This window comes from Actinoplanes sp. NPDC051537 (assembly GCF_055586105.1).
In genome coordinates this window covers 253,030-266,511 of the sequence record NZ_JBVJIU010000007.1, presented here as the reverse complement: position 1 = coordinate 266,511, position 13,482 = coordinate 253,030, and the positions used below count along the sequence as shown (strand labels likewise).

14 protein-coding genes and 2 pseudogenes are annotated in these 13,482 nt (G+C 70.8%); 6 read left to right on the top strand and 10 right to left on the bottom strand.

Annotated elements, in window-relative coordinates; all coding sequences use genetic code 11:
* The 3 genes from ACZ6TB_RS19080 to ACZ6TB_RS19070 all read right to left on the bottom strand — a co-directional run bounded on the left by ACZ6TB_RS19080 (position 1) and on the right by ACZ6TB_RS19070 (position 3,142).
* Positions 1-1,665: a S1 RNA-binding domain-containing protein gene (locus ACZ6TB_RS19080; protein ID WP_465555836.1), complete on the bottom strand. Its 1,665-nt coding sequence runs from the start codon at positions 1,663-1,665 to the stop codon at positions 1-3.
* A 26-nt stretch (positions 1,666-1,691) separates the two neighbouring features.
* Positions 1,692-2,297, bottom strand: a complete 606-nt coding sequence (locus ACZ6TB_RS19075; protein WP_465555835.1) for a TetR/AcrR family transcriptional regulator — start codon at positions 2,295-2,297, stop codon at positions 1,692-1,694.
* 170 nt (positions 2,298-2,467) lie between these two features.
* On the bottom strand, positions 2,468-3,142 hold the full coding sequence (locus ACZ6TB_RS19070) for an MOSC domain-containing protein (RefSeq protein ID WP_465555834.1): 675 nt from the start codon (positions 3,140-3,142) through the stop codon (positions 2,468-2,470).
* Between the two features lie 12 nt (positions 3,143-3,154).
* Between ACZ6TB_RS19070 and ACZ6TB_RS19065 the strand changes: the two genes are divergently transcribed.
* Positions 3,155-3,847 (top strand): erythromycin esterase family protein, encoded by a 693-nt coding sequence (locus ACZ6TB_RS19065; RefSeq protein ID WP_465555833.1) that lies wholly within the window; start codon positions 3,155-3,157, stop codon positions 3,845-3,847.
* On the opposite strand, the gene ACZ6TB_RS19060 is transcribed toward ACZ6TB_RS19065, so the two are convergent.
* The 4 genes from ACZ6TB_RS19060 to ACZ6TB_RS19045 are packed head-to-tail and all read right to left on the bottom strand — an operon-like array spanning position 3,829 to position 7,621.
* Positions 3,829-4,302, bottom strand: a complete 474-nt coding sequence (locus ACZ6TB_RS19060) for a P-loop nucleotide/nucleoside kinase family protein (RefSeq protein ID WP_465555832.1) — start codon at positions 4,300-4,302, stop codon at positions 3,829-3,831. The genes ACZ6TB_RS19065 and ACZ6TB_RS19060 overlap by 19 nt on opposite strands.
* An 8-nt stretch (positions 4,303-4,310) precedes the next feature.
* Positions 4,311-5,087, bottom strand: coding sequence for a class I SAM-dependent methyltransferase (locus ACZ6TB_RS19055; protein ID WP_465555831.1), 777 nt, complete (start codon positions 5,085-5,087; stop codon positions 4,311-4,313).
* The gene (locus ACZ6TB_RS19050; protein WP_465555830.1) at positions 5,084-6,178 is read right to left on the bottom strand and encodes an alpha/beta hydrolase; all 1,095 of its coding nucleotides are present in this window, start codon (positions 6,176-6,178) and stop codon (positions 5,084-5,086) included. The genes ACZ6TB_RS19055 and ACZ6TB_RS19050 overlap by 4 nt, the downstream gene beginning before the upstream one ends.
* 30 nt (positions 6,179-6,208) lie before the next feature.
* Positions 6,209-7,621, bottom strand: coding sequence for an MFS transporter (locus ACZ6TB_RS19045; RefSeq protein ID WP_465555829.1), 1,413 nt, complete (start codon positions 7,619-7,621; stop codon positions 6,209-6,211).
* A gap of 86 nt (positions 7,622-7,707) precedes the next feature.
* Here ACZ6TB_RS19045 and ACZ6TB_RS19040 point away from each other — a divergent pair, with 86 nt between their 5' ends.
* The 3 genes and pseudogenes from ACZ6TB_RS19040 to ACZ6TB_RS19030 all read left to right on the top strand — a co-directional run.
* Positions 7,708-8,079: a VOC family protein gene (locus ACZ6TB_RS19040; RefSeq protein ID WP_465555828.1), complete on the top strand. Its 372-nt coding sequence runs from the start codon at positions 7,708-7,710 to the stop codon at positions 8,077-8,079.
* A 51-nt stretch (positions 8,080-8,130) separates the two neighbouring features.
* Positions 8,131-8,571: a hypothetical protein gene (locus ACZ6TB_RS19035; RefSeq protein ID WP_465555827.1), complete on the top strand. Its 441-nt coding sequence runs from the start codon at positions 8,131-8,133 to the stop codon at positions 8,569-8,571.
* Positions 8,572-8,593: 22 nt separating this feature from the next.
* Positions 8,594-8,677, top strand: a pseudogene (locus tag ACZ6TB_RS19030) (DUF4259 domain-containing protein); the annotation flags it as partial.
* 180 nt (positions 8,678-8,857) lie between these two features.
* On the opposite strand, the pseudogene ACZ6TB_RS19025 reads toward ACZ6TB_RS19030, so the two are convergent.
* From ACZ6TB_RS19025 to ACZ6TB_RS19015, 3 genes and pseudogenes are all read right to left on the bottom strand, one after another.
* Positions 8,858-9,058, bottom strand: a pseudogene (locus tag ACZ6TB_RS19025) (replication-relaxation family protein); the annotation flags it as partial.
* A 256-nt stretch (positions 9,059-9,314) separates the two neighbouring features.
* A complete protein-coding gene (locus tag ACZ6TB_RS19020) occupies positions 9,315-10,145 on the bottom strand; it encodes a hypothetical protein (protein WP_465555826.1) in 831 nt (276 codons plus the stop codon).
* 45 nt (positions 10,146-10,190) lie between these two features.
* Entirely contained in the window at positions 10,191-10,922 is a 732-nt protein-coding gene (locus ACZ6TB_RS19015) for an arylamine N-acetyltransferase family protein (RefSeq protein ID WP_465555825.1), read from the bottom strand.
* A 109-nt stretch (positions 10,923-11,031) separates the two neighbouring features.
* On the opposite strand from ACZ6TB_RS19015, the gene glgX reads away from it, so the two are divergent.
* On the top strand, positions 11,032-13,140 hold the full coding sequence (gene glgX / locus ACZ6TB_RS19010) for a glycogen debranching protein GlgX (RefSeq protein ID WP_465555824.1): 2,109 nt from the start codon (positions 11,032-11,034) through the stop codon (positions 13,138-13,140).
* Entirely contained in the window at positions 13,128-13,379 is a 252-nt protein-coding gene (locus ACZ6TB_RS19005) for a hypothetical protein (RefSeq protein ID WP_465555823.1), read from the top strand. The genes glgX and ACZ6TB_RS19005 overlap by 13 nt, the downstream gene beginning before the upstream one ends.
* Positions 13,380-13,482: the final 103 nt, after the last annotated feature.

The following is a 13,482-nucleotide window of genomic DNA, read 5'->3' as shown; positions in this document are numbered from 1 at the left end:
TCAGTGACCGGCGGCGCGGCTGGCCAGGACCTGGCGGCCGTGGGCCTCCCAGCGGTCGTGCGCCTCCGCGTACGAGTTCTCCCACGCCTCGCGCTGGACCTCGAAACCCTCCAGCCATTCGCCGGTGTCGGGGTCGAAGCCCTCGGGGTAGATGTAGTTGCCGTCGTTGTCGTAGGCGGCGGCCATCCCGTACATCGTGGGGTCGAAGTGCTCCTCGCCCTCGAGGTAGCCCTCGTTGGCCTGGCGCAGGGACAGCGAGATCCGCCGCCGCTCCAGGTCGATGTCGATGATCTTCACGAGGACCTCGGCGCCGTTCTGGACGATCTGCTCGGGCAGCTCGACGTGGCCCTCACCCAGCTCGGAGATGTGCACCAGGCCCTCGATGCCGTCGCTGACCCGGACGAACGCGCCGAACGGCACCAGCTTGGTCACGATGCCGGGGACGATCTGGCCGATCTGGTGGATGCGCGCGAACTGCCGCCACGGATCCTCCTGGGTCGCCTTGAGCGACAGCGAGATCCGCTTGCGGGCCTGGTCGATCTCGAGCACCTCGACCTCGACCTCCTGGCCGACGTGCACGACGTCGGACGGGTGGTCGATGTGCCGCCAGGACAGCTCCGAGACGTGCACGAGCCCGTCGACGCCGCCGAGGTCGACGAACGCGCCGAAGTTGACCACGCTGGAGATGACGCCCCGGCGCACCTGGCCCTTCTGGATCTTCGACAGGAGCTCGCCGCGGTTGACCGGCCCCTGCTGCTCGAGCCAGGCCCGGCGGGACAGCACCACGTTGTTGCGGGTCTTGTCGAGCTCGATGATCTTCGCATCGAGGACCCGGCCGACGTACGGCTGGAGGTCGCGCACGCGGCGCATCTCGACCAGCGAGGCGGGCAGGAAGCCGCGCACGCCGATGTCGAGGATGAGGCCACCCTTGACCGCCTCGGTGACCGGCCCGCGGACGAACCCGTCCTCCTGCTTGATCGCCTCGATCTCGGCCCACGCCTGCTCGCGCTTGGCCTGCGCCGGGTCGGGCGCGGGCACCGGCACCGGTTCGCCGCCGGCCGGGGCCGCACCGTCGGCGGCGACCGCGCTGTCGGCCGCATCCACGCCGTCGGGCGCGGCTTCATTAACGGGCGCAGCCTCGCCATCAGCCGCGACCACGCCATCAGCCGCGACCACGCCATCGGGCGCGGCTTCATTGACGGGCGCAGCCTCGCCATCAGCCGCGACCACGCCATCGGGCGCGGCCTCGCTGACGGGCGCGGCCCCGCCGACGGCCGCCGCGTCGTCGGCGGATACGGCCACCGGCTCATCGGCGGCGACCGGTTCGTCAGCAGGTGGCGACTCGACGGCCGCAGGTGGCGACTCGACGGCCGCAGGTGGCGACTCGACGGCCGCAGGTGGCGACTCGACGGCCGCAGGTGGCGACTCGACGGCCGCCGGGGCCTCGACGGCCGGAGGCGACTCGACGGGCGCCGGCGGGTCTTCCGCGGGCGGGTCGACGGCCTCGGGAGCCGGCGGCACAACGCTGTCCGGGCCGGCGCCGTTTCCGGGCACGGCGACGCCCTCCGGCTGCGGAGTGATCTCCGGAGCGGGAGGTGCGGGAGGCGGGGCCTCGGGAACAGCGGTGGGCTCAGTAGAAGGGACAGCGGTCTCGGGCGAGCTCATCGACATTCCACCTTATCCGTCGAACATCAGAGCCTACCAATCCTCATGCTCGCCTCGGAAGGCCGTGAAATCGGCCGGAAAACGCCATCCAGGGCCAGATCGATGGACCGCCCGGCGAGTGTCACGGCCTCGCCGGCGTCGGCCGCGCCCTCGACGACGCCCTCGACCATGCCGAAGAGCAGCACGAGATCGCCGGGCACGAGGTCCGCGCGTACGTGCCCATGGTCCTGCGCCCGGGTGAGCGGCTCGGTCAGCACCGTGATGATCCGCCGTAGATATCTTCCCCGGGTCGGCGCGTCGAGCCGGCGGGTCAGCAGCACCAGGGGCCGCATCGTCACCTGGGTCCGCAAGATCTCGTCGAGCGCCGTGCGGAAGGTCGCCGGCTGTTCCCGCCCGGCCGCCACGAACTGCTCGAGCCGGTCGATCAGGTAGCCGATCACGGCGCCGGCCAGCGCCGACCGGTCCGGGAAGTGGCGGTAGAGGGTGGCCTGGCCGATCCCGGCCCGGCGGGCGATCTCCGGCATGCCGACCATCGGCTGCTGGGTGGTCATCACCTCGCAGGCGGCTTCCAGGATCGCCGAGCGGTTGCGCTGCGCGTCCCGGCGGCGGGCCGGCTGGGCACCGTAGAGCACCGCGGCCTCCTCGGGAGTGACCTACGTTACTGGCAAGTAACGATGATGTCATGAAGTTCAATTTCTCGGAACAGTTTCCTACTCCCCAGTAACCGAAGCCAGAACCGAAGCCAGAACCGAAGCCAGAACCGAAGTCAGAACTGAAGCCCGGCGGTCCACGCGTACGGTGCTCAGCCGACGGCGCAGGTGTCGCCCAGGGTGACCGTCCCCGGGTGCAGCACGGTCGCCCACAGCCCGAAGGTCAGGTCGTGCACCTCGGCCACCCGTTTGAGCAGGTCATGGCGTTCGGGCAGCCCGTCCTGGCACATGTCGATCATCGCGCAGCGGGTGAGCGGACGCTGCGGCCGCAGGATCACCGACGGGCCGACCCGCAGCGGCCGGCCCACCCAGGCGTCCTCCGGGAAGCCCGTCCCGCCGACGTCGATCAGCAGGTTGGCCCGGAACCGGGTCGCCTCGACGCCGCCCAGCGCCCGCAGCCCGGCCGTGGTGATCACGCTGACCGGGCCCTCGTCGTGGTGCGGGATCGCCGCCTCGCGCGCGATCGTGACCGGGCGGCCCAGGTGCGTGCCGACCGCCGCGGAGCCGGCCGGGTCGTCGGCGCGGAACGTGCGGCCGTCCGGCAGCGTCACCGACGGGACGTCGCCTGCCAAGCACGCCCGCAGGTCGAAGAGTCCCGTCATCCGCCGGAACCGGCGGGTGCTCTTGCCGCTGCCGAACTTGCCGTCCTCGTCGCGCACCGCCCACAGCCGATCGCCGTCGAGGCCGCGCGAGCCCACCGGCGCCGCCGGGAGCACCTCGCCGAGCAGGGACTTGACCGGGTAGCGGCGGATCTCGGCGAGCCTCACCCCGCTCACTGTATGAGGTCGGACGCATGGGCGGGGGGACGGCGGGTATCCGCAGGTCATGCACCGGTACGGGGACGAGGTGGCGGCGATCGCACGGCCCCTGCGCGACCCGGGCGACCTGGATGTGCTGCTCGACCGGGCCGGCGACGCGCGGGTGGTGCTGATCGGACCCTGGCCCGCCTGCTCGACCACTACGGCGACGGCGCGAAGGCCGTGGTCTGGGCGCACAACACGCATGTCGGCGACGCCCGGGCCACCGACCAGTCCCGGCACGGCGAGGTCACCCTGGGCGAGCTGGCCCGCGCCCGGTTCGGCGACGACCGGGTCGTGCTGGTCGGCCTCGGCTCGCACCGCGGCACCGTGATCGCCGCCCGCGAGTGGGGCGCGCCGATGCAGGTCATGGGCGTCCCCGGGGGGCGGCGCGGCTCGCTCGAGGAAGTGCTGCACGCCGAGGCCCCGGAGCGGGCGCTGTTCGTCGTCCCGCCGCTCGGCGACCGGCCCGGCCTGCTGGTCGACGAGGTCCATCAGCGCGCGATCGGGGTCGTCTACAAGCCCGAACGCGACAACTGGGCCAACTATGTGCCGTCGGTGCTGGGCGACCGCTACGACGCGTTCCTCTGGATCGACGAGACGAGCGCGCTGCGGCCGCTGCATCCGGCGCACATCGACACGCGCGAGCCGGAGACCTACCCGAGCGGGGTCTGACCGGCGGCGAACGCGACGATCTCCGGGAGCGCGGGGGAGTACCCGGCGGTGGTGTCGACGATCATCGTGGGGTGCGGCGAGTCGATCGGCGCCCACGCGTCGACGCCGATCGGCGTGCCCGGATGGGCGGCCCGGATGACGACCCGCTCGCGAGCCACCTCCGGCGTCGTCACGCAGCGGACGATCCGGGTCTCGCCGAGGTCGAGCAGCGGTCTCCAAAGGTGATCCTGGAACGCCGCCTCCGCGATCAGCGTGACTCCTTCGCCGACGAGCCCCGCCACCATTTCACGAAATATCCGGTATGTCGTGAGGAAGCCGTCGTCGGGAGTGCCCGCGTGCACCAGGCCCTCGCGGATCTCGTCCCGGCTGACCACCGGGCAGCCGATCTCGCGGCCGAGCGCGTGGGCGAGGGTGCTCTTCCCGGTGCCGGGCGCCCCGCTCACGATGATCAGCATCGGGCGCCTCACTTCTCCGCGACCAGGATCCTGATCCGGGTGGTGAAGTCGATCGGCTCCGGCATCTCGCTCGCCATCGCCGCGATCGCCGCCGCCCGCCGCTGCTGCGGCACCGCCGACACCAGCTGCCGCCCGCCGTGCGAGCCGATCCACTCGTACAGGTGGGCCACGTCGCGGAACGAGCTGACGATCTCCACCTCGCGCACGCCGGCGCTCGCGAACCCGGCGTCCAGGGCGGCCGCGCGCAGGCTCTCGGCCGAGTCGAAGATCGGGTGCAGCTTCCGCGGCGGGGGCGGCGTTTCGGCGTACCGCGAAATGATCTTCATGGCCTGGGGATAGCGGGGGTCATGCTGGGCGAAACTGCTCACCCCGAGGCGGCCCCCGCGCTTCAGCAGCCGCCCGTACGCCCGGAGCGCCGCCGGCGGGTCGGGCAGGAAGAACAGCACGAGCCCCGACGTGATCAGGTCGAACGAGCCCTCCGGGAAGCCGGGCGCCTGCGCGTCGCCGGTCGTCACGATCACGTTGTCGAGCCCGGTCGCCGCCGCGCGGGCCCGCTCGACCATCCCCGGCGCGAGATCGATTCCGGTCACGTGCCCCTCGGGCCCGACCGCCTCGGCCACCCGCAGCAGCACCGCGCCCGTGCCGCAGCCCGCGTCCAGCGCGCGCCATCCCGGCTCGGGGGCGACGGCCGAGACCAGGGCGGCGGCGATCGGTCCGAAGAAGCCGACCCCGACATTCTCGTACGTCGATGACGCCTGATCGAACACGTTGATGATCGAGCTCATCGGACCAGCATGTCAGCCGCGCGCACCCCGGCCGTCGCCGGCGGTGTCCAGGCCGTGCCGCGCAGTGCCGCCTCGAGGAACGCGGACAGGTACCGCGACGCGATCGGCAGCGTGCGCCGCGACCCGAGCGGCAGCACCGCCCGCACGGGCGCGGCCAGCCAATACGCCCCGTAGTCGGTGAAGTCGAAGTGCCGGGCGCCGGCGATCGTGTACGCCCGGGCCGAGCTCCCGCTGTTCGCGAAGAGCGTGTGCGAGGCCACATCCTGGTCGGCGCCGTCCCGCTCCGAGCTCAGCATCAGCAACGGCCGCCGCAGCCCGTCGCCGACCACCGGCCCGTACGGCGTCCCGTCGAGGTCGGCCGCCCCCACGCAGGCCGGGTCGTCGTGGCAGGCGGTGATCGCCGCCGACCCGCCGAACGAGTGCCCCACGTAGGCCACCCGGGTCCTGTCCGCGTGTGGCCCCAGCAGCACGCCCACCTGCCCGGCCGTGAACCGCGCGTCCGCCGCCCAGACCGCGTTCAGCCGGTCGCCGCGCGGGCCGTCCAGATCGGACGGATCGCCGGCCGCTGACGCCGGCACCGCGTGGCCGCCGATCACGGTCAGGTTGGCGCTGTAGGTCGGGGTCACGCCGGCCACGAGGTAGCCGCGGCTCGCGAGCCCGGCCGCGAGCGCGCTGTACTGCGGCGCCGAGAAGCCGAGCCCCGGCAGCAGCACCACCACGGGGAACCGTCCGCTCGCGAGCGGCGCGTCGTCGTACGTCCCGGTGGTGATCCGGCCGAACGAGGTCTCGGCCGGCCCGAACTTGTGCAGTCCCGCCCAGGCGCCCGGCGCGTAGGCCGAGGGCTTCCCGGTCGCGGCCGCCGCCGGGTACCAGAGCCACACCGACAGCACCCGCGGGTTGCCGCCGAGCGGCGCGAACTCGTCCGTGCGTGACCGGTCGGCGAGCTCGTGCTGGGCCCGCCCGACCGGGTACGGCCCGCCCTTGAACAAGGCGATCACGTGGCGCGACCGGTGGACGAGGAATCCCGCGTACGTCCCGAGGAGGAGCAACGCGGCGGCGACCGCGACCGCCACCACCCGCTTGATTGTCACCCGGCTATTGTTGCGCCCGCCGGCTCGCGGTCACCCGGCGACCGGCGCCGCCTGGGGCGACTCGATGCCCGCGGCCACCCGCTCGGTCGTCGAGCGCGCCCAGCGACCGGTCGTGACCAGGCCGAGGACCAGGACCGCGACGCCCAGCCCGGTGATGATCCACCAGCCGGTCCGGGAGGCCACCGCGAAGTCGGCGTTCGAGGCCGACGAGACCGCCGCCCCGATCACCGCCACGCCGAGCGCGCCGCCGACCTGCCGGCTCGTCGACGCGATCGCGGCCGCCACTCCGGCCTGCTCGCGCGGCATCCCGGAGACGGCGGTGTTGGTGATCGGCGAGTTGACCATCGCGAAGCCGACCCCGAACAGCACGTAGCAGACGCTCAGCTGCCAGATCGGGGTGTCCGCGCTGATCCGGGTCATCGGCAGCATCCCGGCCACGAACGCGACGCCGGCGATGGTCAGGGGCAGCCGGGTGCCGCGCGCGCCGACCAGCCGGCCCGACAGCGGCGAGACGATCACCGTGGTGGCGGCCATCGGCAACGTCCACAGGCCGGCATGCAGGGGCGACAGGCCGCGTACGTCCTGCAGATAGATCGAGTTGAGGAACAGGAACCCGGCGAGCGAGCCGAACGCCGAGACCGCGATGAGGGTGGCGCCGCTGAACGGGACGCTCCGGAAGAACCGCAGGTCGATGAGGGGTTCCGCGCGGCGCGGCTCGTAGGCGAGCAGGGTCACGAGGGCGAGGGCGCCGAGGACGAAACAACCCCAGATCCGGTACGAGTCCCAGCCCGCGACCGGCCCCTCGATGATCCCGTAGGTGACGGTCGCCAGCACCAGGAAGACCAGCACCTGCCCGACCGGGTCGATCCGCCTCGGCCGCGGCGCCCGCGACTCCGGCACGAACCGCCAGGCCAGCAGGAAAGCGGCGATGCCGACCGGCACGTTGACCCAGAAGATGGACCGCCAGCCGAGCGAGTCGACCAGCGCGCCGCCCAGCACCGGCCCGAGCGCCATGCTGAACCCGACCACCGCGCCCCAGACGCCGATCGCCCGGGCCCGCTCGCGCGGCTCGGTGAACGTGTTCGTGATGATCGACATCGCCACCGGGTTGAGCATCGAGCCGCCGATGGCCTGCACCGCCCGGAACGCGATCAGCCACCCCAGTCCCGGCGCCAGGCTGCACAGCAGCGATCCCGCCGTGAACAGCACGAGCCCCGTCTGGAAGGTCCGCCGCCGCCCGACCCGGTCGGCCGTCGACCCCGACAGCACCAGCAGGCTCGCCAGCACCAGCGTGTACGCGTCGATCGTCCACTGCAGCCCCGACACCGACGCGCCCAGGTCCACCCGCAACGAGGGCAGCGCGATGTTCATGATCGTGGCGTCCAGCCCCACGATGAACAGGCTCATGCAGCAGATGGCGAGGACGAGGTACCGACGGTGCACCCGTCAGTTCTACCCCGCGCATGCATGCATAATGCAGTCTTCGACCTGGCGCCTGCGTCACACCGCCCGCCCGGATACTGACGACCATGACCGTCGCCCTGCACCACATCGTCATCGATGCCCACGACCTGCTGGCCCAGGCCCGCTTCTGGTCCGCCGCCCTGAACTGGCGGATCCTCTCCACCCGCGAGCGCGAGGTCGTGATCGGCCCCGACGAGAACGCCCCCGTGGGCATCTGCTTCATGCCGTCCCCCGACGCCAAGGTCGTCAAGAACCGCCTCCACCTGGACCTCACGCCGCCCGCGGGCGAGCGCGACTCGGAGATAGCCCGCCTCCTGGCCCTGGGCGCCCGCCCCGCCGACGTGGGCCAGACCGGCGACGAGTCCTGGACCGTACTGGCCGACCCCGAGGGCAACGAGTTCTGCGTGATCCGCCCGAAGCAGACCCTGATCAGCTGACCGCGTCCTCCGCTGCTGCACCGCCTCGGCGACGGGCCGGTCGATCCGCTCGTGGCGCCCGGCCAGAATCTCGTGCTCGACCGCCACCAAGCCATCGGCAACGCCGCGCACAGACGAGGCCGAACAGACGCGAACCAGCTCGACCACCGGCCGCGGCACCACGAGAAGGTCGTGCACCGAGGTGCCATCTTCGCCGTCGCCGTGACAAAGGCGGCCTATTCGCGCGGGCGGTGGGGAAGGATCACAAAGCAGCTTCCCGAGTCCGCACTGCCGGCGATTCCCACGTTTGTCCGGCAGGACATCATGCGGCTGAGCCACTGCATCACCGTCGACGCGTATGGGAACGAGACCCCCATCTCCGTCGAGGACGCGAAGGCCTTTGAAAAATCGGCCGTCTGGTCAGCCGGGAACGTCGAGGAGCGGTTGGAGGATCACTACGCGGGCCGGCCCAACAAGACGGCGGAACGGCTCCGGGTGAAAGATCCGCAGTGAAGCCTGGAATGGGAGACACGACATGGGCACGTGGGACACCGGCCCGCTCGACAACGACGCCGCGGTCCAGTGGTGCGACCTGCTGGACAACACGGAGGTCGGGAAGCGCGTCGAGCTGATCCGGAGGGCGCTGACCGTCGCGGCAGAGCATGAGGCCCTCGATCGCGTCGATGGCGACAACTCCGAGTTGCCGAGCCTCTGGGAAAGGACTACGGCCAGGTGCTCGAGGACCGGCAGCCGATCCGTGCGGCTCTCGAGCGTGCCACCGCCGCCTCATAGTTCGGGGTCAGCGGGGCGATTCGGTGCATACCGGAACCATCGTGGTGAACCGGGTCGCCGGCCACCATCGCTCGATGGCTGCTTCCGGGTGGGTGCGGGCGTATCCGGCGAGGTCGGTGAAGAACCCGTTGACGCCGAGCAGGTGCGGCAGGTTCGCCCGACTGGTCAGATGCCACCGCCGCTGGCGGGTCTGATCGCGGCGAGGCGCCGGGTCGCCGCGCCGGCAGTTTGCGGAGGCCCGGCTTGCGTCGCCGGGTTTCCGCCAGTGGCGTCGGTGGTGCTCGTCGGGGTCGGCCGGCGGGTGTTGTTTTGTTCGGGGTGAGCGTTACGGCTCACTCAGGTCGCCCGGTCGGGGTGAGCGTTTTGGGCGCCCCGGCGCCCTGCTCGCCCCGGCCGGGTCCCGGCGGGAGCGACGTCTTGTACCCACCACCCACGCACGACATCATGCATTTGACTCTCGCCCTTCAAACGGATTGCAGTTCCGGCGAGGGAGAAACCGCCCGCGTCATCTCGAAATAGGAAGCCGCCGCGAGCAGCAACCCGATTCCCCACAAGGTGTAGCCCACCATTTCCAGCAGCAGCGGCCAGAACGGGCCGCCGAAGTCGCCGCCCACCCAGGCCATCATGCCGGCTATTCCGAAATACGCGGTCAGGCTGCCGCCGACGAAGAAGGCCGGCCCCAGGACCAGCCATCGGGGAACCGGCCGGCCGCGCCACGGAAGCACCCAGGACGGCCAGACGCGGCCCCAGCGGTGGGCCAGTGCCAGCGGGAGCACGGTGCCGGCCAGGGACATCAGCAGGATGAAGACGGTCATGGCCGGCCCGGAAACGTCGGTGGAGGGCCACGTGCCATTGATGACGGTCGTCAGCCAGACGGCCATGCGCATGAGGCAGCCGGCGACCGCGACATAGGCGCCGATGTATGCGAAACGTTGGTCGAGGCCGGCCTTCGGGCGGCGGGCGGCCAGCATCAGGCAGAGGACGCCGCACGCCACGCCGGCTCCATTGGCCAGGAGGCTGGTCAGTTTGTCGGTGGCGGGGCCCTCGAACACGAACGACACGGCGACTATCGGGAAGAGGACCGCGTAGAGGCAGAGGGCGGCCCCGGCGGGGGCGAGCAGCAGCCTGCCCTTGCCGGCCAGCGCCACGAGGGCGACGGCGGCGAGGATCGCCGGAAGCCAGCCGCCGGGGAAGAACGACTCGGAGCCGTTGAGGAAATGCGGCGGGCCGGCGATGGCCCACCACGCGTGGACCAGGCCGTAGACCGCCAGCCCGATCGCCGCGTGGAGCCTCATCGGGGCAGTCTGGAACGCGGGGCCTTTGACGCGGCTGAGGGCGGCTCAGGATTCGCTCAGGCCCGGCGGGCGCGGAAGTGATATGTCGAAACTCTCGCGATAGGCGGTCAGAACCTCATCGTCGGTGGTGAGTGCCGATTCGGTGCGGCCGGCCCCGGCCGTGGTGACGATGAGGGTGCGGCCGCTGATCGTGATGCGGCCGTCGCCGGCTATCCGGGAGCAGACCGGCTTGTCCCGGAAATGGGACTGCGGCCAGGTCTGCTGCCACCAGCAGGCCGGCTCGAAATCGGTCATCGCCCGCGGGCGGCGTTCCAGGCGGTACTGCGCCTCGCCGTTCTTGTGCACCGCGATGTCGCCGAACGGCTCGTCGACGAGCGTGAATGTGCCGCCCGGATCGTCCTGCGGGTCGCGGGTGCCGAGCCGCAACGGATAGGTGCTGTGGCCGCCGAAGCCGACGTCGACCAGCCAGCGGTCGTCGACGAGCAGCGCGAGATGGTCGAACAGCGGGCCGTCGCCGACGCGGGCGCCGACCCGGGCGACCTGGTGGCCGAGCGCCGTCAGCAACAGGGCGAACAATCCGTTCAGCTCGTAACAGAAGCCCCCGCGCCGGCGGGTGACCACCTTGTCGAACAAATCGCCGGGTTCGAGCGAGATCTGTTCGCCCAGGTGGATGCTCAGGTTCTCGAACGGCACCGCGGTCTGGTGCAGACGGTGCAAATCACGCAGACCGGTGTCGCGGGTCGCGCCGATGCGGGCAAGGTAGGCGTCCACGTCCATGTGGCCAAGCTTTCAACCTCAACCCGGATTGAGGTCAAGCGGCCGCACACGTGGAAGGCTGGCCCCAGGGCGGGATTGTCTGGGGGGACTTGTGGGAAGCAGTGCGGGCATGAAGATCTGGCCGGGCAATCCGTATCCGCTGGGCGCCACCTATGACGGCGGCGGCACGAATTTCGCGTTGTTCTCGGAGGTCGCCGAGCGGGTCGAGCTGTGCCTGTTCGACGACGACGGAACCGAGACGCGGATCGACCTGCCGGAACGGGAGGCGCTGGTCTGGCACGGGTACCTGCCGCGCGTCGTGCCCGGTCAGCGGTACGGCTACCGCGTGCACGGGCCCTACGACCCGCACAGCGGGCTCCGGTGCAACCCCGGCAAACTGCTGCTCGACCCGTACGCGAAAGCCATCGACGGCCACAACGAGTGGAGCGAGGCCCTGTTCGCGTACCAGTTCGGGGATCCGCTCTCCCGCAACGAGGCCGACTCGGCGCCGTTCGCGCAGAAGTCGGTGGTGGTGAACCCGTTCTTCGACTGGGGCAACGACCGGCCGCTGCGGATCCCGTTCTGGGAGACCGTCATCTACGAGACCCACGTCAAGGGCATCACGATGCGGCACCCGGCCATTCCGGAGGACGTGCGCGGCACCTATTCCGGCCTCGCCCACCCCGTGATGATCAAGCATTTCCAGCGGCTCGGGGTGACCGCCGTCGAGCTCATGCCGGTGCACCAGTTCGTGCACGACTCGACGCTGATCGACCGCGGCCTCACCAACTACTGGGGCTACAACACCATCGGCTTCTTCGCGCCGCACAACGACTACGCCTCGTTCGGCGGGCACGGCGGGCAGGTGCAGGAGTTCAAGTCGATGGTGAAGGCGCTGCACAAGGCCGGCATCGAAGTCATCCTCGACGTCGTCTACAACCACACGGCCGAGGGCAATCACCTGGGCCCGACCCTGTCGTTCAAGGGCATCGACAATCCGGCCTACTACCGGCTGGTCGACGCCGACAAGCAGTACTACTACGACACCACCGGCACCGGGAACAGCCTCAACGTGCGGCACCACGAATCGCTGCGGCTCATCATGGACTCGCTGCGCTACTGGGTGACCGAGATGCACGTCGACGGATTCCGGTTCGACCTGGCCGCCGCGCTGGCCCGCGAGTTCCACGAGGTCGACCGGCTGGCCGCATTCTTCGACCTGGTCAACCAGGACCCGGTGGTGTCGCAGGTAAAACTCATCGCCGAGCCGTGGGACGTCGGCGACGGCGGCTACCAGGTCGGCGGATTCCCGCCGCTGTGGACCGAGTGGAACGGAAAGTACCGCGATTCGGTCCGCGATTTCTGGCGCGGCGAGCCGGCCAGCCTCGGCGAGTTCGCGTCCCGCTTCACCGGCAGTTCCGACCTCTACGAGGTGGACGGCCGGCGCCCGGTGGCGAGCATCAACTTCGTCACCGCGCACGACGGGTTCACGCTCAACGACCTGGTCTCCTACAACGACAAGCACAACGAGGCGAACGGCGAGCAGAATCGCGACGGCGAGAGCTACAACCGCTCCTTCAACTACGGCGTCGAGGGCCCCACCGAGGACCCCGACATCGTGGCGCTGCGGGAACGGCAGAAACGCAATTTCCTGGCCACCCTGCTCCTCTCGCAGGGCGTCCCGATGATCTCCCACGGTGACGAGCTCGGCCGCACCCAGCAGGGCAACAACAACGTCTACTGCCAGGACAACGAAATCAGCTGGATCGACTGGGAGGACGCCCGCAACCAGGACGTGCTCACCGGCTTCGTCCGCAGCCTGACCAAACTGCGCGCCGAGCACCCGATCTTCCGCCGCCGCCGTTTCTTCACCGGCGACCCGGTCGGCGACGCGAAGACGCCGGACATCGCCTGGTTGCGCCGCGACGGCCAGCCGATGACCGACGCCGAGTGGAACACCAGCAGCGGCATGACGATGACGGTCTTCCTGAACGGCCACGGCATTCCCGAACGGGACGCCCTGGGCGAGGAAATAGCCGACGACTCGTTCCTGCTGCTGTTCAACCCCCTCGGCGACCCCGTTTCCTTCACGCTGCCGCCCCGCGAATTCGGCCGCACCTGGGAGGTCGTCGTCAACACCGCCGACCCACTGCTGGCCACCCGCCGCAAAACCGCGCGCGCCGGCAGTCAGGTCGAAGTGCCCGGCCACACCCTCGAGGTCCTGCGATGCCGGTATTGACGCCCGCCGATCTGCAACGCGAGCTGCGAAATCTCGCGGTCGACGACCAGGGCGACGACACCCGCGACATGCTCCTGCGCCTGCGCGACCTGCTGGCGGCGGCGGAGAGCGCGGGCATCGACGCGGCGCCGATTCTGCGCGAGGTGGCGTCGACAGCGTCCGATCTCGATCGGTATGGAATGGGATCGACGCGGGAATTGCTGTTGCGCTGCGTTTCCGGCCGAGAGTCAAAGGCATGATGTCGTGCCTGGGTGGTGGGTACGAGACGTCGCTCCCGCCGGGACCCGGCCGGGGCGAGCAGGGCGCCGGGGCGCCCAAGACGCTCACCCCGACCGGGCGACC